The following is a 22237-nucleotide window of genomic DNA, read 5'->3' on the forward strand; positions in this document are numbered from 1 at the left end:
CTATATCTTCTCTCGTTAATAAAAATCTACCCATTCAGCAACCTCCATCTATTTATTTAATTATATAAAAAATACCTATAGACATAAACCCTTTTATTTAAGTGTCTAGTCTATAGGTATCAGTTTAAAACGCGAGCCCCTTTTAAACCATTGATTTCACTTAATTGAAAACTTTTTAAACTTAAATAGAAATTTTTATCTATTATTTGTGTATGTGAAAAAAGAGAAGTTTGAATTAGAACTTCTCTTTTTATCGGCTAATATGAAAATTTATTTTGATGTAGCCCTTTTTTAACTTTTAGCATTATAAGGTTAATGTTCTAACTACATTCTCAACTGTTTTTTCAAGATTAATTTCTCCATTCTTAAGAGCTTCCTCTAAAGAACATACACCTCTCATGATTCCAAATATTGAGTTTATTCCTACATTATAAAGATTTTCTACACCATCTCCAACCTTACCTGCAAAGGCAATTGTTTTCACTCCATTTTTTTTAGCTACAGAAGCTACTCCCATAGGTGTTTTCCCAAATATAGTTTGACTATCTATTGCACCTTCTCCAGTAAATACAATATCTGCTCCTTTGATTTTATTTTCTAAGTCAGTATGTTTTATAATTAAATCTACCCCTCTTTTAAGTTCTCCATTAAAAAAGGCAAGTAAAGCTGCTCCAAGTCCTCCAGCTGCTCCAGCACCTTCAACATTAGCTACATCAATTCCAAGTTCCCTTTTAATTACTTCTGCATAATTATTTAATGCCATATCTAGTTGTATAATCATTTCTTCTGTTGCACCTTTTTGTGGCCCAAATATTCTTGAAGCACCATTTTCTCCTATAAGAGGATTGTTTACATCGCAGGCAACCTCAAATGTAACGTTTTTTAATCTACTGTCAAAATTAGTTAAATCTATAGCATTTAATTTAATTAATTCACTACCACCAAAATTTAACTCATTACCTTCTTTATCTAATAAATGGCCACCTAATGCTTGAATCATTCCAGCCCCACCATCATTAGTAGCGCTCCCTCCGATTCCAATTATTATATGCTTTACACCTCTATTTATGGCATCTAATACTAACTCACCTGTACCATATGTAGTTGTAATTAAAGGATTTCTCTTTTCTCTTTCAACAAGGTGAATTCCACTTGCACTTGCCATTTCAATAATTGCTTTTTCACCGTTTCCTAATATTCCATACATAGCATTTATCTTTTTATCTCCAAGAGGATCTGTGACTACTGTATTTACAATTTTTCCTCCAGTTGCCTCAACTAAGGCTTCTACAGTTCCTTCTCCACCATCTGCCATAGGAACCTTTATACATATCGCGTCTTTAATTACCTTTTTTATCCCTCTTTCCATAGCATTACAAGCCTCTTTTGATGTCATACTTTCTTTAAATGAATCTGGTGCTAATATAAACTTCATGTAATTCATCTCCATCCAACTATAATTATAATATTATACCAAATATTATTGTAGAAACTAAAGTCATTGTTAATCCGATCATTGATTCATATGGTATAAGTTTTAGTCTTTCTCCCATACTCATATTAACGCTGCCACCTGTTGCATGAAAGAAGCTTCCATGTGGTAAATGGTCTAATACTGTTGCTCCTGCATGAATCATAGCAGCTGTTCCTAGTGCTGGTACCCCTAATTCTAATATAGTGCTTCCAAAAACTGAAGTTGCTACTGCTGTTCCTGATGTTGTTGATGCTGTTGCAGCAGACATTAGTATCCCTGAAACTGGTGCTAATGCAAAGCTAGGTAAACCTAATATATTTATTCCTTCTATAATTACATCTTTTAATCCTGAATTAGATATAATTCCTGCTAAAGTTCCTGTACCTATTAATAATATTGCTACTCCACTCATTTTTCCTAAACCAAAGGTTGCATATTCATTAATGTTTTTAATTTTTCCCATTGCTATAGCTCCTACTAATCCCCCTACTGGAAGAGCTATTAATGGATCAATTTCTATCTTAGCAATTGGTCTTAACATTAGTAGAATAATAGTTACTAATGGTCCAACCAATGCTTTAAAGAAGCTTGGACTATTTTCAAATTTCTCAGAGCTATTCTCTAATTCTACTCTTGAGCCTTTATTCTTGATTTTTTGTGCAATTATACAAGTAACAATTAATCCAAAGATTGCAGGAATTATTCCCGCCATCATAACGTTTGTAAGAGAAACTCCTAAATTATCAGCCGCTGCTATTGAATTAGGATTAGGTGACATAATATTACCTGCCTTACCTCCCCCAATCATTGCTAATAAAATCGATGTTTTGCTTAATCCAATCTTTCTTGCTATGGCAAGTGCTATAGGTGATACTGTTATTACAGCTACATCTATAAAAACTCCAACCATAGTTAATACCATTGTTGCAATAGCTAAAGCTATTAAAGCTTTTGATTCCCCTATTTTTTCTACTATTGTTTCGGCTATTTTAGCTGCTGCTCCAGATTTAATTAATACACCAGCCAAAATACCAGCTGTTAAGATTCTTAAAATTGCTGGCATCATCCCCTTAGCACCATTAATCATCAATGTTACTGTTTCAACAAGAGATGCACCTCCAACTAACCCTCCTATTATTGCTCCAATTATTAAACTGTAAGCTGGATGAACCTTTTTTATTATTAATGTAATTGCTATAATTAAAGCAACTATTGCCCCTAAGGCTGTAACAGTTATATCCATTAATATCTCCCCTTCCTACTTCTCATGAATATATTCATATAATACCCCTAATAGTAAATGATTACATTGTTCAGAGACACAAACTTACAAGCTTTTTTATTGTGCACTTGAATAAATAACTTTATAATAAATATAAGCACTGGTAAGCCTATAACAATCTATTGCATTATTAAAGCATAATTCAGTTAATTCCTCTATTTTAGCTATTCTATATGCTAAAGTATTCCTATGTATATGTAAATTTTTATATGTAATTTGTTTTTCGTAATTAGACTCAACAAAAACAATAAAGGTTTCTAAAAGGTCACCTCCATGTTTTATTAATTTTTCAATTATTTCCTTATTATCTTTATTCTTAGTCATCTTATCAACTTCCGATAAGAAATTTATATCTTTTAATGAAATAATTGTTGCTTCTAAATTTAATTTATTTGCTATATTTAAAGCATTCAAAAGTTTATAAAATGATTTAGCTAATACTTCTTCTGCCTTATTATATATAACTCTTACTATTTCCTCTTTATTATCACCAATTAACTCTTCTATACGTTTTTCCATACTATCTATTTTAGATTTTAATATTAATACTAATCTATTTGAATTTATATGTATTATAAACTCATTTTTTTTAATAAAAGAATCTATAGTTTTCCTTAGAATGTCATTATTACTCCTTCTATATTCTATTAATACAATTGTTCTATTTAATTGAATATCTATTTCTACTTCTATTCCTCTTTCAATAAATTCTTTATCATAAACTTCCTTTCTATACAGCCATTCATATAAGTATTCTTCTTTTATTTTATTTTTTACTATATATTTTTGAATACTGTATTCTTGATTTATAAGAAGTTCGGATGTGACTCTTACTATTTCTCCAAAAGGCCTTACTGTTCTTGGATTACCTGTAATTCCTATAACACCAATTATTCTATTATTCAAAGTTATTGGAATATTTACTCCTGGTTTAACCCCATTGTTTTCTTTATTGACTTCTGTAGCCTTCTTTAACTTCAAAGACTCTATAGCTCCTAAATGAAGTTGTCCTATTCTTGACTCATCTCCACTCCCTATTATAACTCCGTTTTTATCCATAATATTCACATTATAAGGAATAATATCCATCATTTTATCAACAATTTTTTGTGCTAAATTTTTACTTATCATATTCTTTCACCTCTATAAATATAGCAAGTACTCAATTATACTAGTTTTTTCTTAAATAAGAGTAATATCATCATCTTATATACAATAATAAATTATATATAAAATGATGATATTACTCAATACACACATATATATACTCAAATAGGTATAACAATATATAAATTACCTTATAATCATATAAATACTTATTTTTTTATAGATATATCGGCAATATTTATATATCATAATAAAATAATTAAAAATAGAAAAATAATTTTTAAATTATTCTTATTTATACAAATTGCCTTAGCTATTTTATATTTATTATCTATAGCTAGATTTTCAAATGGATAGTTTTCAATTATATTTACTTTATGCTTATTTCCTAAACCTTCATTTATTTTTTCATAACTATATTCATTTGGAATGTGTTTTCCCGAAATTATTTCATTTTCAGTATTTAAATATGTATCTACATCATAGTCTTTAATAATTCCTTCAATTTTAAAATTTTATCACAGCTTAATGTATTTAATTTTAAATTTCCATCCTCTGTTAAAATTACTCCTCCATTTGAAGCTATTACCTTAGCGCTAACCCCTAAAGCATCTTTTATATGATCTACAAATTCTCCCTGTAGCTATACATATATTTACTCCACTATTAATAGCTTTCTTTATTGCTTCTATATTTTCATCTGTAATTTTCTTGTCATCTGTTAATAGAGTTCCATCTAAGTCTATGCATACCAACTTATAATCACTTTTCTTCATTCCTATCTCCCCCTTATTTTTTCATATAAATAAAATGATCTGTATGATTTGAAAGTTTCATACAGATCATTTTATATTATTTTACCATTCAGCTATTGTTCCATCGTAGTTTTTCCAACTAGGATTTGTCCAGTATAGTCCTTCTGAAGGTAACCTGCGAATCTCATCTAAAAATAGTATACCTCCATCGCATGCCTCAACAATTCCCATCTTATTTTCAGTAGCTCCTGTGTAAGCACCCTTGATACTAGCAAACAATTGTGATAATAGAAGATATGGATTATCTGCATAATCTGCGCAGTTAAATATTATATATTTTGCATCTTCAGAAAAATTACTTGTACTTTGTTCATGAAACTCCTTAATATCTTCTGCATTTTTATCTTTTATCTCATCTATATAATCATCTTTTTTTATATTATAAATTAACTCTTTCTTTATATTGGAAGCTGTATATCTTTCAACTTTATATACCTTTTCCTTTAAATCTTCTCATTTTAATATACCTTTTAGATTTCTTTTTCAAAAGCAATTCTTTTACTCCCATCTAATAAATAAATAACACCACAGTATTTAAAGTTATTTTTTTCTAATAACTTTTGCATAGTTAAATTATTTTCATGTGTATCGATTTTTATATTTTTTATTCCCTTTGATAAGCAAATCTCCTCGGATTTTTTAATTATTTCTGTCCCAATTCCTTTTCTATTACTATTATTAGAAGCAGCTATTCTATGGATAACAGCATATTTCCCATCTGAAAGCCATTCTCCCTCATAAATATTGTTGTATGTCTCTTCTACATCAAAAGATAAAGAAGTAGTTCCTATAATTTCAGCATCATCTTCTAAAACATAACTAATATTGTTTCTTATATCTTTTAAAATAACTTCTTCATTTGGATATCCATTTTGCCATTGATCTACATCATTATTTTTTAAATATACTTTTGCTTCACTGATAATTTTCATTATGTTTTTTAAATCTTTTTCTGTTGATTTCCTTAATACCATTTTTTATTCTCCTAAAACATAAAATTTATTAATTAGTATTATACAACATATATTCATTATTTCTAGAATAATATCTAAATTTACTTTATGAAATACTTCTTTATTATCCATCTTTTTATATAATTACCTTCCGATATTTATTAAAATAAAAATCCACAGTATTTACTTACTATGGATTTTTAGTATTATATTAAGTTCTAACTATATTTAAAAGCACTTCTCATTATCTCGCTATTTTACCCACTCCATAGCTTACTAGACTTTCCACTTCTTCATTTGTTACAAGGTTTGCATCTCCATAAATTGTATGTTTTAAAACAGATGCTGCAACAGCAAATTCACAAACATACTCAGGAGACTTATTATTTATAATGCTATATAGAACTCCCGCAGTTAAGGCATCCCCTCCACCTACTCTGTCCACTATATCATCTATTGTATGTATTTTTGAAGAAAACAAAATACCATTATTATAATAATTACATTGCAGAGTATTTACTGTTGATGATTTTATTTCTCTAAAAGATGAAAAAATATGCTTTATATTAGGATACTTTTTTGAAATTTCATCATAATAATATTTTAACTTTTCGTATTTATCCTCTAAATCACATTTCATATTCAATATATTTTCTGCATCTAATATACCACCTGAAAAAATATTAACATATGGTAATAATTCTTTGGTAACTTTACTTGCTTCTTCTAAGCTCCACATTTTTGCTCTGTAGTTTGAATCATAACTAACTAAAATATTGTTTTCCTTACAATATTTTAATATCTTAAAAGTTAACTCTCTTGTTTTTTCTGAAACAGCTAAAGTTATACCTGAAACATGAAATATATCTATTCCTTTTAATGCTTCTTTTATATTTATATCTTCTTCTAAAATTGATCCAAAGGCTGAATCTAATCTATCATAAATTACTTTTGATCCCCTATTTCCGCTTCCAACTTCTAAAAAATATATTGGAGTCCTCTTATTACCTCTAGCTATAAAACTAGTATCTATAGACTTCGATTTTAGATAACTAAGCATCCCATCTCCCAGACTATCATTAGAAATCTTAGTAATCATTCTAGCACTTATTCCAAAGTTAGCTAATGAAATTAATACATTAGCTTCTCCTCCGCCATAGTTTACATTAAATTCATTTGAATTTGATAGTAACACGCCTTTTTTACTTGATAACCTTAAAAGTATTTCTCCTAAACCAGCAACCTTCATATTAAATACCTCTTGCTTTATCAAACTTTTCTATATACTTTTTACATGTAGATTCTATTTCATCAAAATCTCCTGCTTCTCCAAGTTTATTTAGTTCTCCACCTATACCAACTAAATCTACACCAGCTTTTGCCCAAGATTCTATGTTATCAAGGTTTACTCCACCAGTTACCATAATATTAGCATGTGGAAGTGGTGCCTTTACTGAACTTATATAACCTTGTCCAAAAGCATTCCCTGGGAATAACTTAACTACATCTACTCCACTTTCATATGCAGTTACTATTTCATTTATAGTCATAACTCCTGGTATATATGGTACATTGTATCTATTGCAAAGTGTTGCAGTATCTTTATTAAATGATGGTGAAACTATATATTGTGCTCCTGCTAATATTGCCATTCTTGCAGTTTCAGAATCTAAAACTGTTCCAGCTCCAATTACAACATCATCATTTTTATCATATTTTTCTGAAAGCTCTCTTATTATTTCATTTGCAAACTTATTTGTATATGTTACTTCTATAGCTTTAACATTTCCCTTAATACAACTTTCTGATATTTTAACCCCAATTTCTTTTGTTGTTCCACGAACTACAGCAACTACCCCACACTTTTTTAAAGCATTTAAAATTCTTATTTTAAACATAATAAAATCTCCTATAAATTTTATTTAATATTTTTATAAACAATCCTATGTGTCTTTATATGCTTTTAAATAAGAAATCAATACTTAAGAATTATAAATTATAACAAAATTTCTTATACTAAGCATATAATCTAAGTTCTACAAAGCAAAACAATCTCAATTATTATTGTCCATTATTAATTGTTCCTTACTCCATATATCCACCCTTCATTGGTGAAACTGCTTTTTCTGAGAATATCTTTAATATTCCAGACTCATATTTATTTGCTCTTGGCTTCCAAGATTCTTTACGCTTAACAAGTATTTTATCTATTTCATCTAAATCTACTCGTTCTCCATTAATACCAACTATTTGTAATATTCTCTTTTCTATATCTATTTCAATTAAATCATTTTCTTCAACTAACGCTATTGGTCCTCCGACTGCTGCTTCTGGTGAAACATGTCCTATAGCTGGACCTCTTGATGCTCCTGAAAATCTTCCATCTGTAATAAGAGCAATACTTGCAGATAATTCTTTGTCAGATGAAATTGCTTCTGTTGTATAGAACATTTCTGGCATTCCGCTTCCCTTTGGACCTTCATATCTAATAAATACTGCATCTCCAGGTTTAATTTTTTTAGATAATACTGCTTCAATTGCCTCTTCTTCACTATCAAATGGTCTTGCTTTTAAAATAGCTTTATGCATTTCTTTTGGTACAGCTGAATGTTTAACAACTGCTCCTTCTGGTGCTATATTTCCTTTTAATATAGCAATAGCTCCATTTTTACCTATTGGATCGTTGTATGGTTTAATAATATCTTCTTTCTTTAAACCAGTTTCTTTTAAATATTCATTACATTTTTCATAGAATCCATTTTTCTTTAAATCTTCTAAGTTTTCGCCTAAAGTTTTTCCCGTAACTGTCATTACATCTAAATGTAATAAATCCTTAACTTCTTCCATTATTGCTGGCACCCCACCTGCATAGTAGAAATACTCTGCTGGCCATTTACCTGTTGGACGGATATTCAATAAATATGGTGCATACCTGTGTATTCTATCAAAACTTTCTGCATCTATATCTACTCCAAACTCATGAGCTATTGCTGGAATATGAAGCAATGAATTTGTTGATCCTGAAATTGCCGCATGAATTATAATTGCATTTTCAAAAGATTTAGCTGTAACTATATCTCTTGCCTTTAAATTCTTCTTAGCTAATTCAACTACTTGCTTTCCTGCTTCTATTGCTACATTTTCTAAGTCTTCACAAGTTGCAGGCATAACTGCACTTCCAGGTAACATTAATCCTAATGCTTCAGCCATAATTTGCATAGTTGCAGCAGTTCCCATAAATGAACATGAACCAGCTGATGGACATGCATTGTTTTTATAATAAGTTAATTCATCTTCAGTAATTTCTCCGCGCCTTTCCATAGCACTATAAGTTCCTATTTGCTCCAATGTTAAAAGATTTGGACCTGCCTTCATTACTCCACCAGTAACAACTATTGAAGGTATATTAATTCTTCCTATAGCCATTAAATGAGCTGGAACACCTTTATCGCAACTTGTTATAAATACTCCTCCATCAAAAGGTGTTGCATTAGCATGAATTTCTATTAGTGATGCTATTGTATCTCTAGATGCTAATGAATAGTTTATTCCATCATGCCCTTGCGCCATTCCATCACATATATCTGTTGCAAAGAACCTTGATGCTCTTCCCCCTTTTTCGGCTACTCCCATAGCTGCATTGTTTGCAAATTTAAGTAAGTGAATGCTTCCTGGATGACTATCTCCAAAGGTACTTTCGACTATTATTTGTGGTTTAGACAAGTCTTCTGAAGTATATCCCATTCCCCTTCGGAGTGGATCCATTTCTGGAGCAATTTTTCTAATATCTTGACTAATCATTATTATTCTCCTTGCTTAACAATCTATTATTTAAACATAGCTCGGATAATGGATAATCCATTGTCCGAGCCTGTAGCTGTTCTTTTATACTTTATTATTTAAGTTCTGGCCAATATCCTTCATTAGCTTCAATTAAATCATCTAAGATTTCTTTTGCTACTTTTGCACTTGGTACTGTCTTAGATAAAGTAAGAGCCTGCCATAACTTTTGATAACTTCCTTCTATCCAACCTTCAACAACTAATTTTTCTACTGCAACTTGTTGTTCCATAAGACCTTTTTCAAATCTTGGTATAGTTCCTTGAACTAAAGCTTCTGGTCCGTTGCTACCTACTATACATGGAACTTCAACCATTGCTGTTGGATCAAAGTTTTCAATAGCACCTTTATTTTCCACAATGCATAACATTCTTTCATGTGTGTTATATGCAATTGCTCTTGCTAAGTCAACTATAAATGATGCATGGGCATCTATATGGAATTCTCCACCTTTTGCTGTTCCAGCCTTAACTATTTCTCTTGCTGCACTAAATACATTCTTTTCTCTTCCATTCATTACTTCATTTGCTCTTGTATATTCTGCATTAGAATGTTCTACAACATAATCTGGATATAGATAGTATTTTAAGTAAGTGTTTGGTAAGAAGTTTGGATCTAGAGCTATTAAATCCTTTGCTTTCTTATGAGTTTCTTGCCAACTTGGTTCTGTATGTTGAGTATCTACTTCAACTTGATTTAAATAACCGTTTTCAGAAACATATTCTCTTAATTTTGGCATTAAATCGTTTCCTTGTTTATCTCTAACACTTGTCCACCATCCAAAGTGATTTAATCCAAAGTAGTTAACTTCTAAATCTGCTGGAGTTAATCCAACTATTTGAGACATACGACGTAATGTTCCAACTGGCATATCGCAAATATTTAATACCTTTGAATTTGGTTTTAACACACGGCAAGCTTCTGCAACTATTGCTGCTGGGTTAGAGTAATTTAGCATCCAACAATTTGGAGAATACTTTTCCATAAGATCGATTAATTCCATCATTCCACCTATTGAACGCATTCCATATGCTATTCCACCAGGTCCACAAGTTTCTTGTCCAACAACTCCATATTTTAGAGGAATCTTTTCATCCTTTTCACGCATTTCATATTTTCCAACTCTTATATGTGCCATACAGAAATCTACATCAGTAAATGCTTCTTCAGGATCTGTTGTGTATGAAAACTCTATTTCAGGTGCACTTTCTTTTAATAATATTTCAAGTGCTTCACCAATTACTTCTTGACGTTCTTTATCATTATCATATAATTTTAACTTACGTAAAGGGAAACGATCTACATTGTCTAAAAGCATCATTACGATACCTGGTGTAAATGTGCTTCCTCCTCCTGCTATTACTATAGAAAACTTTTTGCTTGTATCCATAAAATTAGCCACCTTTCCTATTACAACTTATTAAATCTAATCATTTTATTTTAAAATTAGTCTTTTTTCTTACTTACAAGCTCATTATAGACCAGTAAAATGTAATGGTAAACAGTTTCGGTGGCCAAAGAAACATGTTACCCTATGTTGTAACATGTTCTCAAAAATTACTACTCTACATTAATATGATTATTTAATGCTTCTTTATTTGAAAAATTATCTCTCTTACTTGTTAAAAGGCATACCAAATCTAGAACTATGTGAACGGCTTGATCAAATAAAGAACTTAATAACTGTATTGATCCGCCTTCACCATCACCTTTCACCTTTCCTGGTACTTCTAAAATAATATCTGCTATTTCACCTAAAGGAGATTTTTTCTTACTTGTGACTGCAATGACTTTTAATCCTAAATCCTTTGCTGACTTTGCATTACTTAAAGTATTTTTTGTAGTTCCAGAACCAGATATAGCTATATAAATATCATCTTTTTTTAAGGCAGGGGTAATAGTTTCCCCCATAACATATGATTTATAACCTATATGCATCAATCTCATAGCAAATCCTTTTGCTTGAAACCCGCTTCTACCTTCTCCATCAACAAAAATTGAATAGTTTTTATCAATAGTATTCACCATTTTTTCAATATCTTTTTCATTAACATTTAATACTACGTTATTTACTTCTTCTAATATTTCCTCTCTTATATTCATAAAAGTGCCTCCTTAATTTCATTTAAAGTCTTAATAGGATCTTTAGATGCTGTTATTGTAGATCCTATAACTATTATATTTATATCTTCATTTTTCAAACTTTTAATAATATCTAAGTTTATACCTCCAGCTATAGCAATATTTCTTATGCTCGGAAACTTAAGTTTAAAATCTCTTAACTCATCTATAATATTATTTTTGTTGCTTTTATCTACAGAAGTATGTAAACAGTAAATTGCTTCATCAAATCTTGATATTTCTTTTATTTTTTCATATGAACATTCAATCAAGTCAATCATCATTTTTTTATTATATTCTTTTGAAACATCATAACACTTTTGTAGTGTTTCCAAAGAAGAACTTCCCATAACAGTTAAGATATCAAACCCTTGATTATATCCCATAGTAAACTCATAAGCCCCTTCATCATTTGTCTTAATATCTCCTAATATTAATGACTTATTTGCTTTTAAAGTCAATTCTTTCAAATTTAAAAGTCCATAATCCTTTATTATAGATGTTCCAATTTCAATTATATCGGCAACACCATTGAACTTTTCAACTAACTCTATTGCCTTATCTAGACCCACTCTATCTATAGCAACTTGTACCTTCATTGTATACCTCCCATATATGTTTTAATTAATATTTTACATAATTTAAGCTAATACTATATTAAATATTTAATACACTTTTTTAAGTAAATTAACCAATTTAAAATATATATTATTTAATTTTTAATATATAATAAATTTAAAATCTTATCAGAAATAGGAGTGACCAATTTTAGCCACTCCTAAACTTAAATAGATTTTAATTTACTTCTATTCCAAGATATTCATCCACGCTTTTTCTTACTCCAGTAACTCTTAAACCATAAATTACTTGTACGTTTTCACCTTTTATTACAACACCATTTGCTGCAGTTTCATTTTTTAATAAAGCTTCATTAACTAATGATGAATCCTTTACTATTAATCTTAATCTTGTAAAACAGTTATCAACCTTTACTATATTCTCTGTTCCACCAAGACCTTCTACTATTATAGGTGCTAATCCTGCATTGTCAGCATCCTTGCTTCCAGTAGCAGTTGCTGAATTATCCTTAGTTGAATTTTTTTCTTTATAATCACTCTTTGTATAAAGCTTTGTATCTCCATCTTCTTCTCTACCTGGAGTTTTTAGCTTAAATTTAGCTATTACAAATCTGAATACTACATAATAAACTACAAATTGTCCTAAACCAACTAATATATACATTGGCCAGCCAGTTTTTTCTATTCCAAGTGGAAGATTATATAATAAGAAGTCTATTAATCCATTTGGTCCTATTGCTGTAACTCCTAAAACGTTTAATACAACCATTCCTAGTCCACTTAATACTGCATGAATTACGAATAATACTGGTGCTACAAACATGAATGAAAATTCTATTGGTTCTGTAACCCCTGCTAAAATTGATGTAACAGCTGCTGGAATTAATATTGCCTTTATCTTAGTTTTGTTCTTTGGTAATGCTGTGTGGTACATAGCTAGACATGCACCTATTAGACCAAACATCTTTGAAAGTCCTCTAGCATCCCAAATTACTGATGCTGAAAGCTTAGCTATAGTTGGATCAGCCATTTCTGCAAAGTATATGTTTCTAGCTCCTTCAAATACTTGTCCACCGATTTCAGCAACTCCGCCTAATGAACTATATAAAAATGGAGTATAAACTAAGTGATGTAGCCCTGTTGGAATTAATAATCTTTCTAAAGTTCCATATGTGAAGATACCGAAATTACCTGACCCTTGTATAAACTCCCCAAGATTATTAATAACATTTTGCACTGGTGGCCATACATAGCTAAATAATATTGCTAAACCAACTGTTACTGGTATTAAAATAATAAATACTAACCTTGATCCACCATATATTTGAAATGCTCCATCAAACTCTTTTTCACAGAATTTATTATGAATATATGCAACAACGATTCCTAATATAATACCTAAGAAAACTCCCATATCTAGTATTTGCACACCTAATACAGTCGTTTGTCCACTTCCTCTTAACGCATCTGCTGGTGCTAGTTTTTCAGTTAATGTTAAAAATATATTCATTGCGTTTATAAATACTAAAAACACTAATAATGATGTGAAACCTGCTTCTGCCTTCTTCTTTTTAGCAAGTCCTACTGCTAAACCTACACAAAATATAATACCTAAATTAGTTAATATTGAAACTAATGACCCTGATAACATCTTTCCAAGTCCATATACAACGTCATTCTTTAAAAATGGCAAGTACTCTGCTAACTTTGCATTTGTTAAAATGTTACCTATTGCAATTATTATACCTGCTATAGGTAATATTAAAACAGGTACGAACATTCCTTTAGAAAAGTCTTGTAGTTTGTTCATTATCTTTTCTTTCATTTTTTTACCTCCATTTATCATCTTTTCAGAAATCATTTACATTTTCATTATAATAAGTGTCAATTTATCTGTATATAGATTTTCCCCTCAAAAAAACGTGTTACCCAATTAGATAACACGTTACTTAGAATCACTATTTTTTCGTTTATAATATTCATATATTAATAATTCAACTAATACTAACACCTTTGGAAAGAATGTATTTGGCATTAAGTTTCTATCATCTAGTTTGTTTGCGTCATCAATTTTAAAACTTATATCTGCAAGTCTACTTATACTATTTTCTCTTTCATTTGTGAAGGCTACCACCTTAATTCCATGTTCCTTTGCTGTCTTAACCTTATTTAAAACCATTGGAGTTTCTCCTGATTTTGAAATAACTATAATTGAACTTATGTAATCTAAGTTATTCTCAAAAACTCCAATTGAATCTGTACCATTAGATAATATACACCTTTTTCCCATGACTAAAAGTTTCTTATTAATATATTCTGCTACAATTCCTGAAAATCCATTGGCATATATAAAAATAAATTTATTATCATCATTAAATAAAATATCTACAAATTTATTGATAGAATCACTAGAATTTTCTTTTAAAAGACTATCCATATCTAAGCTATCAACAAAGTCTCTTTCATTATGATTTTCTCCTAGCTCATTGCCCTTTAATGATGCTAAATTGTATTGCATTTCTAAAAAACCAGAGTAACCAAGTTTTTTAGAAAGCCTCATTATTGTGGATGTTGATGTATAATTATTTTTTGCAATCCCTCTAACGCCTAATTTGTTTACATCCTCTATATTATCTACTATATAATTTAAAACTTTTACTTCAATTTCAGTAAGTCCCTTATTCTCAGTAAACTTAGATAAATCCATCATATATCCCTCCATTATTTATAACTATTATACAGTACTTTGATAATTTTTTCACTATATTCATTTTTTCTTATACTGCACTACACTTTAAGGGATTATATTTTTATTTTATTTGTTAATTTTTCTATTGCCTCTTCCATTCTTTTTACTTTAGTTTCTTCTTTTCTTGCTGAAGTTATCCATTGAAAATACTTTCTTTGTTGTGAATAAGATAAGCTTTCATAAAATTTATATGCATCATTATTTTTAATAAGTTTTTCTTTAAATTCTTCTGGTAACTCTACCTTTCTTTCTTCTTCATCTTTCTCCAATTCAACTGTTATAATATCACCATAAGTTTTACCTATTTTACTTCTTATTTCTTTTGTTATTCCTATCATATAGCAAGGTAATCCCATTTTTACTATTGATCCTCTATAATCTACACCATCAAATTTTACTTTAACCTTTACCCTCTTAGCTCCGAACTCTTTTTCAACATCTATAGGAACCTCTATATAAGTGGCATCTTTTCCTTCGTGCTTCTTTATTTCTGAATCAAATTTATACTTCTTCATGTTTTTTTCTCCTATTTTTTAATTAAATTAGGTATACTAAAATTCGAATAAAATTATAATACTTTTTAATCTCATATTAGTACATACTAGTATTATTTATAATAGTATACATAATAAATTTAAAATTATTAAGTAAAATCTATGTTCAACTAATAATCTACATAAATAATAATCTTAAAATACATTTCATATTATATCTGATATAATGTATAAACAACAATAACTATAGGAGATTTTATGAATACAATACATAAAAATTTTTCACTAACTAAACTTGGTGGGTTAAATAATTCAAATTATCTAATGACACTACAAGATTCAAAATATGTTTTAAGAATTCCAAGTAAAGATAACACTAATAATTTTTATAATGAAAATGAAATTTTAAACATAATTAAGCCTTTTAATATTTCTCCTAATATACTTTATCATAATAAAGATACTGGAGTCTTGTTAAGTGAATTTAAGGAATCTAATAAAATTAATATAGAATTTTATAACTCACATATTTTTATTGACAGCTTAATACATACATTAAAAAGGTTACATGGATTAAAATGTAGTAATTATTTTAATCCTTTTGATATAATTGAAAGAAATGTTAAGTTTTTAATTAGTTCAAATTTTCTCTTTAATCATGATATAAATTTATTAATGGAAAAGCTAAATTCCTTAAAAGATAATTTAACTAAAGAATATCATTTTGGATTGTGCCATAATGATTTAAATACATCTAATATTTTATATACTAAAAACTCTATCTATCTTATTGACTTTGAATTTTCCGCAATGGGAGATATATTTTTTGATTTAGCTACTTTATCTTGGTTTTTAAATGAAAATATGAAAAACGAATTGATTAAAAGTTATTTTGGTTATTCTTCAAAATATCTAAATGAAAAGTTAGAAGGTTATCTTTTTGTAGTTAAACTTTGGAATGCAACTTGGAGTTTTATAAAATCAATAAATAGTACTTCTGATTATGATTATAAACTTGGAGGTAATATGATATTAGACGATTTGATAAATTCTTTATAAAATCGTCTAATTAACTTCATTATTTATTATTTACCTTTTTCTTCATGCCTCTAATAATATTTTTCTCTTCTTTAGAAACTTTTAAAGATTCACAGATTTTTTGTAATGATTTATTGTATGTAAAATAATCTAAGTTGTTTTCTTTTAGATAATTGAAAGTTATCTCACTAAACTTCACATAACAAATAGAAATTGCCCAAGCAACAGCCATTTTAACATAATATCCATCATGCTTTATTTTATCTAAATTACTTAAGACAAGCTCAATATACTCTTCCTCAACATAAAAATTTAATAGCATTACTACCGCAAACCTTACTTCAAATTCATCACTTGATGAAAGATACTCTTGTAAAAAATTCCACATTCTTTCTTTATTTTTACTAGTAATTTTTAGGCCATTGCAAAAGCTATCACAAACAGACCAATTATTGATTTTGGGTACATATTTTCTAATAAGACTTATAATTTCATCTATATCAATATTATTAATATATCCAATTACCATACCTTGTAACATTACTTCTTCAAAGTAATCATCCCTTGCATTATTCAAGTAACTTTTCCAATCTTCTTTAGCAATACTTTTTGCAATTTTTCTTAATGCTGGGAGCCTAACTCCAAGTATATTTTTAACTCCTGGTAAAAGTTTCGAAGAAAAATTTCTATAATCTTCTTCTGACAAATTTATAAGTTCCTCTCTTATTGTTAAAGACATATTTTCATCCATATCAAACGCCAAAGTATTTCCCCCTTATCTATTAACTATTCAATTATCACTAGTAAATCTGAATATTTTTGTGTTCTATTTCTAATAGCATTTCTTTCATTTCCAAGCCTCCAGCATATCCAACTAAGCTTTTATTTTTACCTACAACTCTATGACATGGTATCATTATTAATATTGGATTCTTATTATTTGCCATTCCAATAGCACGAGCTGCTTTAGGATTACCTATTTTTTCTGCTATTTCCTTATATGTTCTTGTTTCTCCATAAGGTATCTTAATTAGCTCATTCCACACTTTAACTTGAAACTCTGTTCCTTCTAAGTCAAATGGAATACTAAAATCTTCTCTACTTCCAGATAGATATTCATTAAGTTGACTTGCTGCCTCTTTAATTAATTTAGTTTCTTTTACCTCTATATCTTTTTCAATCTTTAATTTATCTTTTATATAAATATTTGTAATACCTTTTCCATTATCAGCTATTCCAATTTCTCCAATTATAGTCTCATAGTAAAAAATACTTTTCATATAACTCCTTCACATCTATTTTATAAGCAGATTCTTAATTATTTTATACGATAACTCATAGGACTCATCCCTTCAACTTTCTTAAAATTATCATAAAAAGTTGATAAACTCCTATATCCACAATCATAAGAAATTTCAGTAATTGATTTGTCACTAGCTTTCAAAAGTTCCTTAGCTTTATCAATTCTAATTTTAGAAATATATGCTTTAGGTGTTAAGCTAAAAGTCTTATTGAAAACTCTTATTAAATGACTTTTAGCTATATGAAGACCTTTTATCTTAATATTAATAAGCTCTTCATCAAAATAATATTTATCATAAATCTCCTTCATACTATTAGCAATATTAGTAATCGGATTGTATTCTATTAAATCAGGTCGACATCTTTTACAAGGCCTAAATCCACTTTCAATTGCACTTTCAGTGGTAGAAAAAAATTCTACATTTTCTTTAACTGGATTTTTAGATTTACAAGATGGACGACAAAATATTTTTGTTGTTTTAACTCCATAAAAAAATCCCCATCATATCTTAAATCATTCTCTATAACAGCTTTCCATTTTTCCTCCTTATTCATATATCTACCTCCATTAATAATTTATCATAATACTTAAAATATTTCTTACAGATTTTTATCTTCTAATTTTAATATAAATTATATTAAAATCATGATATTTTTTATCTTATATAAATATTATTATAATTTATTCAAAATAAAAAAAGTACTGATTAACAAAAATCAATACTTTTTTAGCAGAATTAATAACTATATATTGTTATTATTTTTAGGACTATCTACTTAATATATAATTAAAGAAAGTAATATTTAAATAGTCTAGGCAGCAGATCTAATGAAAGACTTCATACTAATATGATATTCAATTTCTCTTTCCAGTTCTTTAGCTTGCTTAAACCCTAAGCCCTTAAAAAGATTTTGTGATCTCTTATTAATCTTTTTAATTTTAGCTACAACATATTCAGCCCTCATATCAAAAAAAGCTACTTTTAAAGCTTCGAGTACAGCATTATGCCCTATTCCCTTTCCCCATAAATCTTTTTCACCTACTGCAATAACTATTTCTACAAACTCACCTTTTGGTACTAGTCGTAAAAATCCTATTGCGCCATATATATTTTTTATAATAAAAAATCTACAATTATTATTAAAAAGATGAGTTAAAATAGGCATATTTACCCTATTTATAACGTTAATTAAATTTCGCTTTACATTAATGTCTTCATTTAAATAACTTGTTATTTCCTCATCACTAAGCCAGTTACATATTTTCTCGGCATCTGATATATATACTTCTTGGCTTAGATTCACACTATTTACTTCCACAAAGTACAACTCCTTAGTTATATTTATATAGCTTGCAAACTTCATGAATTAATTATTACTAGTAATAATCATATATTACTCCCTTTATTAATTTAAGTAAAAAGTGATTTTCTTCGTTGCTTAAGTTTAACTCATCTTTTTTATTCTTTTCTTATTTTTCTAGCATTTTTCCACAATGTTTATATTTTCCATTAATAGTATTTAATTTCCATTTAAAGTTATTAAAAGTATTTTTCTGGTACTTTAATATATTTAACTGCATCTATTTATAAATTCCTTAAATATATTAAACTGCTCTTCATAATCTTTATATAAATGTTCCGGATGCCACTGTACCCCTAATACAAACTTTCTATCCTTAATATAAATGCTCTCTATAACTCCATCCTCACTTATTGCAGCATCAGTTACATTAGGAGAAACATTCTTTATAGCCTGATGATGCATACTATTTACCATTATTTCTTCTTTTTGCATAATATCAAATAGTAAAGAGTTCTTTTTAACTATTACCTTATGACTTGGCTTATTATAAGGTTTTTCTTGCCTATGAATACTATCTTTATTATTATTTCTATCTATTTTTATATCTTGGTATAAAGAGCCCCCTAAATATGAATTTAAAAGTTGAAAACCTCTGCATATTGCAAGTAATGGCTTATCTATAGTTAATATTTCCTTTAACAAACTTTTTTCCATCTTATCTCTTGCAACATTTATACCTCCACAATGAGCCAATTTCTTTTCCTTATATATTTCAGGATTAATATCTTGACCACCAGCTAATAAAAATCCATCAAATTTATTTGCCAAAGTCTTTATATCTTCTTCGTTATCTATAATTGGTAATATGACAGGGATTCCTCCTGCATCTGTAATTGCATCTAAATATGACGGTAACATCCAAATACTTTCTTTTTCATCATCAAAAAGTGCTGTAACTCCAATAATAGGCTTATTCATATTATCATCTCCTTCTATGAACTATTTCATTTATTAACAATATTAACACTTTTCTTATAATTATATGTTATAAAATTAAAGTCTGCTATGATACAGTTAAAAATAAGAATATAAAATGAAGATATCTTAGTAATAAATACTACTATATCTTCTATTTTTACATTCTAAGATTAATAAGCTCATGTACCATCTGCTTTATATTTCAAACTTACTGGATAACCTCAAAATATTTCTTCTTTTTATTTCATCTAAGCTATCAATAAATCTCAATAATTTTTCATGCCATTCCTTTTCACTTTCAGTTCCATAATCACTTTCTACATCTTTATCTCTCGGCAAATACTTAATTAATAAAGCAATTTCAAAATCATCTAAAGCTTTAAAGACTTCAGTAAACTCATACTCAAATATACAATCTGCCCCTAGTAAATCTACCAAATCAGTTAAACTATGAATGTCCTCTTTAATAATTTTTATTTTATCCTCTACATTACTACAAGTTCTAACTTCTTCAGAAATATTTCTAAATATACTATTTTCAACACTTTTTCTATCTTGATATTTTATAGTTTTTTCTTTTTCATTATTAGGAGTGATGAATATTCTATCAATTTGATTTATATCTCTATTAAGTTCATGAGAAATTTTTACAGAGGCATTATTTAAATAGTTAACTAAATCTAAATCATCTGCATCGATTAAAAATTCAATACAAATTCTTTCTACTGCTAATAATATTTCTTTTTTTATTTCTTTCTCTGATAAATTTATAAACCTCTCTTTAAGATATAACTTTTCATATGGTGTTATTCTTAAATTACTAGCTTCTTTATTTAAGAAAACAGAACCAATAGAATTTGTTAATACTAAATCAAAAATATTAATTAATAGATGATATGATTTTTTATCATATCCATTTAATAAATCTTCTATTTCTATTGTATTGAAGTTAGAACAAAACTTGTTTTCTAAATTTAGTTTCTTTAAATAGTTCTCTATATATTCAATACCTACTAAATTCATATTATCATTAGATAATGGATAATCTATAGATCCTGGAGTTTCATGACTTCCATATCTAATATCATATTTTTTAAAAAACAGTGGAATTCCATAATCAATAGTGTCATTATAAGCATAATTTTTTATTATTAATTTTGTTTTTTGTACACTACTTAATAAAGATATGCAATCATCAAATTTAACTCTCAATAATTTTTCACCTTTGTTGAATATTTCCTTGATACTTTCTTCTTTGAGTATCTTTATAGCTTCATTAGCATTAGAGTTATTCTTTATAAATAAACTAATTGTATAATATATTGACGATAATAAGCTTTCTGCTACCTCAACCCTAACAGATGAACTTGAATCCATTGTATAATAAGTTACAATATCTTTTAAAATATTCATAATTTGAATTTGTACTTTTTCAAAATCTTCTTTATCTAATAAATTGTTATTATATGAATATTGTAATAAAGATTGGAAATAATTCTCTTGATTTAATATTTCATCTGCTCCTTCTTTATTATTTATAATTAAATTACTCATTACTTATCCTCATCTTCATCCATATTAAAATAGTCAGCCACTCCATATTTTATATTGTGGGCAATATTATCTAGATATTTATATTTTAGAAGGTCTAATGACCCTTGACATTCATTATCAAAATAATTCTTCATTAAGTTTATTAATTCATCATCACCTATTTCATCCATAGTCTCATTTTTATAATAATAAAAGGCTTCTATTATATCATCTATTGTTTCGATATAATTATATTGAGAAATATAAGGGGAATCACAAAATGCTAGTATAATTTTTTGAATTAATCCTCCACTAAATTCTACTCTTCCAGTTTTAATAAGTGATTCTTTTCTAGTTTCTAAAATTATTTTTATATCCTCTTCTGAAAGTTTTAATCCGTAGTGTAGAGTTTCATCATTACATTTTTGAATTTCTAAAAAAGTTTGTTTATTTATATAGGAATCTGGAATAGATATAATATTATTTTCCATAAAATAACCTCCAAAACTTTTTATTTTTATATTGACTTTCTTTTTTGAATATGATATGATTTAATTATATATACTAATAAATAATATAGTAGAATATTATTCTAACATTGTCTATTTCTGTAGTCAATGTTATTTTTATATAATCATATATCTTTTCTTAATAATACTTTCTTTTTT

23 protein-coding genes and 1 pseudogene are annotated in these 22237 nt (G+C 27.9%); 1 reads left to right on the forward strand and 23 read right to left on the reverse strand.

Annotated elements, in window-relative coordinates; genetic code table 11:
- Positions 1–304: 304 nt before the first annotated feature.
- The 15 genes and pseudogenes from NSA50_RS08515 to NSA50_RS08585 all read right to left on the reverse strand — a co-directional run bounded on the left by NSA50_RS08515 (position 305) and on the right by NSA50_RS08585 (position 15434).
- Positions 305–1435, reverse strand: a complete 1131-nt coding sequence (locus tag NSA50_RS08515; protein ID WP_257444430.1) for a glycerate kinase family protein — start codon at positions 1433–1435, stop codon at positions 305–307.
- Positions 1436–1460: 25 nt separating this feature from the next.
- Positions 1461–2717, reverse strand: coding sequence for a GntP family permease (locus NSA50_RS08520; protein ID WP_195265117.1), 1257 nt, complete (start codon positions 2715–2717; stop codon positions 1461–1463).
- 96 nt (positions 2718–2813) lie between these two features.
- Positions 2814–3887 carry a CdaR family transcriptional regulator gene (locus tag NSA50_RS08525; RefSeq protein ID WP_195265119.1) on the reverse strand — a complete coding sequence of 358 codons (1074 nt, stop codon included), beginning with the start codon at positions 3885–3887 and terminating at the stop codon, positions 2814–2816.
- Positions 3888–4459: 572 nt separating this feature from the next.
- On the reverse strand, positions 4460–4639 hold the full coding sequence (locus tag NSA50_RS08530; RefSeq protein WP_243242166.1) for an HAD family hydrolase: 180 nt from the start codon (positions 4637–4639) through the stop codon (positions 4460–4462).
- A gap of 138 nt (positions 4640–4777) precedes the next feature.
- Positions 4778–4984 (reverse strand): annotated as a pseudogene (locus NSA50_RS08535) (sigma 54-interacting transcriptional regulator); the annotation flags it as partial.
- 164 nt (positions 4985–5148) lie between these two features.
- The gene (locus NSA50_RS08540) at positions 5149–5652 is read right to left on the reverse strand and encodes a GNAT family N-acetyltransferase (RefSeq protein WP_195263006.1); all 504 of its coding nucleotides are present in this window, start codon (positions 5650–5652) and stop codon (positions 5149–5151) included.
- Positions 5653–5875: 223 nt separating this feature from the next.
- Positions 5876–6880 carry a sugar kinase gene (locus NSA50_RS08545; protein ID WP_257444435.1) on the reverse strand — a complete coding sequence of 335 codons (1005 nt, stop codon included), beginning with the start codon at positions 6878–6880 and terminating at the stop codon, positions 5876–5878.
- Position 6881: 1 nt separating this feature from the next.
- Positions 6882–7529: a bifunctional 4-hydroxy-2-oxoglutarate aldolase/2-dehydro-3-deoxy-phosphogluconate aldolase gene (locus NSA50_RS08550; protein ID WP_195263004.1), complete on the reverse strand. Its 648-nt coding sequence runs from the start codon at positions 7527–7529 to the stop codon at positions 6882–6884.
- A gap of 187 nt (positions 7530–7716) precedes the next feature.
- On the reverse strand, positions 7717–9432 hold the full coding sequence (gene ilvD, locus NSA50_RS08555; protein WP_195263003.1) for a dihydroxy-acid dehydratase: 1716 nt from the start codon (positions 9430–9432) through the stop codon (positions 7717–7719).
- Positions 9433–9526: 94 nt separating this feature from the next.
- On the reverse strand, positions 9527–10861 hold the full coding sequence (locus NSA50_RS08560) for a 6-phospho-alpha-glucosidase (RefSeq protein ID WP_195263002.1): 1335 nt from the start codon (positions 10859–10861) through the stop codon (positions 9527–9529).
- 170 nt (positions 10862–11031) lie between these two features.
- On the reverse strand, positions 11032–11574 hold the full coding sequence (gene hxlB, locus NSA50_RS08565) for a 6-phospho-3-hexuloisomerase (protein WP_195263001.1): 543 nt from the start codon (positions 11572–11574) through the stop codon (positions 11032–11034).
- Complete coding sequence (locus NSA50_RS08570) at positions 11571–12191, reverse strand: orotidine 5'-phosphate decarboxylase / HUMPS family protein (protein WP_195263000.1); 621 nt, start codon at positions 12189–12191, stop codon at positions 11571–11573. Before NSA50_RS08570 ends, hxlB begins: the two co-directional genes overlap by 4 nt.
- Positions 12192–12387: 196 nt before the next feature.
- Entirely contained in the window at positions 12388–13995 is a 1608-nt protein-coding gene (locus NSA50_RS08575) for a PTS transporter subunit EIIC (protein ID WP_195262999.1), read from the reverse strand.
- Between the two features lie 120 nt (positions 13996–14115).
- A complete protein-coding gene (locus NSA50_RS08580; RefSeq protein WP_195263015.1) occupies positions 14116–14877 on the reverse strand; it encodes a MurR/RpiR family transcriptional regulator in 762 nt (253 codons plus the stop codon).
- A gap of 95 nt (positions 14878–14972) precedes the next feature.
- A complete protein-coding gene (locus NSA50_RS08585) occupies positions 14973–15434 on the reverse strand; it encodes a YdeI/OmpD-associated family protein (RefSeq protein WP_195262998.1) in 462 nt (153 codons plus the stop codon).
- Positions 15435–15671: 237 nt separating this feature from the next.
- On the opposite strand from NSA50_RS08585, the gene NSA50_RS08590 reads away from it, so the two are divergent.
- Positions 15672–16472 (forward strand): choline kinase family protein, encoded by an 801-nt coding sequence (locus tag NSA50_RS08590; protein WP_257444440.1) that lies wholly within the window; start codon positions 15672–15674, stop codon positions 16470–16472.
- 19 nt (positions 16473–16491) lie between these two features.
- On the opposite strand, the gene NSA50_RS08595 is transcribed toward NSA50_RS08590, so the two are convergent.
- From NSA50_RS08595 to NSA50_RS08630, 8 genes are all read right to left on the reverse strand, one after another.
- The gene (locus NSA50_RS08595) at positions 16492–17190 is read right to left on the reverse strand and encodes a DNA alkylation repair protein (RefSeq protein WP_195429855.1); all 699 of its coding nucleotides are present in this window, start codon (positions 17188–17190) and stop codon (positions 16492–16494) included.
- Between the two features lie 61 nt (positions 17191–17251).
- Positions 17252–17731, reverse strand: coding sequence for a methylated-DNA--[protein]-cysteine S-methyltransferase (locus NSA50_RS08600; protein ID WP_195429767.1), 480 nt, complete (start codon positions 17729–17731; stop codon positions 17252–17254).
- Between the two features lie 38 nt (positions 17732–17769).
- Positions 17770–18222 carry a helix-turn-helix domain-containing protein gene (locus tag NSA50_RS19880; protein ID WP_257444645.1) on the reverse strand — a complete coding sequence of 151 codons (453 nt, stop codon included), beginning with the start codon at positions 18220–18222 and terminating at the stop codon, positions 17770–17772.
- Positions 18171–18308, reverse strand: coding sequence for a hypothetical protein (locus tag NSA50_RS19885; protein WP_257444443.1), 138 nt, complete (start codon positions 18306–18308; stop codon positions 18171–18173). Before NSA50_RS19885 ends, NSA50_RS19880 begins: the two co-directional genes overlap by 52 nt.
- 258 nt (positions 18309–18566) lie before the next feature.
- Positions 18567–19073: a GNAT family N-acetyltransferase gene (locus tag NSA50_RS08615; protein WP_195262994.1), complete on the reverse strand. Its 507-nt coding sequence runs from the start codon at positions 19071–19073 to the stop codon at positions 18567–18569.
- Between the two features lie 252 nt (positions 19074–19325).
- Positions 19326–20036, reverse strand: a complete 711-nt coding sequence (locus NSA50_RS08620; RefSeq protein WP_195262993.1) for a gamma-glutamyl-gamma-aminobutyrate hydrolase family protein — start codon at positions 20034–20036, stop codon at positions 19326–19328.
- Positions 20037–20231: 195 nt separating this feature from the next.
- Positions 20232–21590 (reverse strand): DUF6179 domain-containing protein, encoded by a 1359-nt coding sequence (locus tag NSA50_RS08625; RefSeq protein WP_195262992.1) that lies wholly within the window; start codon positions 21588–21590, stop codon positions 20232–20234.
- On the reverse strand, positions 21590–22060 hold the full coding sequence (locus NSA50_RS08630; protein ID WP_195262991.1) for a DUF6323 family protein: 471 nt from the start codon (positions 22058–22060) through the stop codon (positions 21590–21592). The genes NSA50_RS08625 and NSA50_RS08630 overlap by 1 nt, the downstream gene beginning before the upstream one ends.
- Positions 22061–22237 lie beyond the last annotated feature (177 nt).

This window comes from Clostridium mucosae (assembly GCF_024622765.1).
Taxonomy (GTDB): Bacteria; Bacillota; Clostridia; order Clostridiales; family Clostridiaceae; genus Clostridium.

Excerpts from the sequence above, each read along its gene's own strand:
- NSA50_RS08515 (WP_257444430.1), bottom strand. The coding sequence starts at position 1,435 with ATGAAGTTTATATTAGCACCAGATTCATTTAAAGAAAGTATGACATCA.
- NSA50_RS08520 (WP_195265117.1), bottom strand. The coding sequence starts at position 2,717 with ATGGATATAACTGTTACAGCCTTAGGGGCAATAGTTGCTTTAATTATA.
- NSA50_RS08525 (WP_195265119.1), bottom strand. The coding sequence starts at position 3,887 with ATGATAAGTAAAAATTTAGCACAAAAAATTGTTGATAAAATGATGGAT.
- NSA50_RS08530 (WP_243242166.1), bottom strand. The coding sequence starts at position 4,639 with ATGAAGAAAAGTGATTATAAGTTGGTATGCATAGACTTAGATGGAACT.
- NSA50_RS08540 (WP_195263006.1), bottom strand. The coding sequence starts at position 5,652 with ATGGTATTAAGGAAATCAACAGAAAAAGATTTAAAAAACATAATGAAA.
- NSA50_RS08545 (WP_257444435.1), bottom strand. The coding sequence starts at position 6,880 with ATGAAGGTTGCTGGTTTAGGAGAAATACTTTTAAGGTTATCAAGTAAA.
- NSA50_RS08550 (WP_195263004.1), bottom strand. The coding sequence starts at position 7,529 with ATGTTTAAAATAAGAATTTTAAATGCTTTAAAAAAGTGTGGGGTAGTT.
- ilvD (WP_195263003.1), bottom strand. The coding sequence starts at position 9,432 with ATGATTAGTCAAGATATTAGAAAAATTGCTCCAGAAATGGATCCACTC.
- NSA50_RS08560 (WP_195263002.1), bottom strand. The coding sequence starts at position 10,861 with ATGGATACAAGCAAAAAGTTTTCTATAGTAATAGCAGGAGGAGGAAGC.
- hxlB (WP_195263001.1), bottom strand. The coding sequence starts at position 11,574 with ATGAATATAAGAGAGGAAATATTAGAAGAAGTAAATAACGTAGTATTA.
- NSA50_RS08570 (WP_195263000.1), bottom strand. The coding sequence starts at position 12,191 with ATGAAGGTACAAGTTGCTATAGATAGAGTGGGTCTAGATAAGGCAATA.
- NSA50_RS08575 (WP_195262999.1), bottom strand. The coding sequence starts at position 13,995 with ATGAAAGAAAAGATAATGAACAAACTACAAGACTTTTCTAAAGGAATG.
- NSA50_RS08580 (WP_195263015.1), bottom strand. The coding sequence starts at position 14,877 with ATGGATTTATCTAAGTTTACTGAGAATAAGGGACTTACTGAAATTGAA.
- NSA50_RS08585 (WP_195262998.1), bottom strand. The coding sequence starts at position 15,434 with ATGAAGAAGTATAAATTTGATTCAGAAATAAAGAAGCACGAAGGAAAA.
- NSA50_RS08590 (WP_257444440.1), top strand. The coding sequence starts at position 15,672 with ATGAATACAATACATAAAAATTTTTCACTAACTAAACTTGGTGGGTTA.
- NSA50_RS08595 (WP_195429855.1), bottom strand. The coding sequence starts at position 17,190 with ATGTCTTTAACAATAAGAGAGGAACTTATAAATTTGTCAGAAGAAGAT.
- NSA50_RS08600 (WP_195429767.1), bottom strand. The coding sequence starts at position 17,731 with ATGAAAAGTATTTTTTACTATGAGACTATAATTGGAGAAATTGGAATA.
- NSA50_RS19885 (WP_257444443.1), bottom strand. The coding sequence starts at position 18,308 with ATGAATAAGGAGGAAAAATGGAAAGCTGTTATAGAGAATGATTTAAGA.
- NSA50_RS08620 (WP_195262993.1), bottom strand. The coding sequence starts at position 20,036 with ATGAATAAGCCTATTATTGGAGTTACAGCACTTTTTGATGATGAAAAA.
- NSA50_RS08625 (WP_195262992.1), bottom strand. The coding sequence starts at position 21,590 with ATGAGTAATTTAATTATAAATAATAAAGAAGGAGCAGATGAAATATTA.
- NSA50_RS08630 (WP_195262991.1), bottom strand. The coding sequence starts at position 22,060 with ATGGAAAATAATATTATATCTATTCCAGATTCCTATATAAATAAACAA.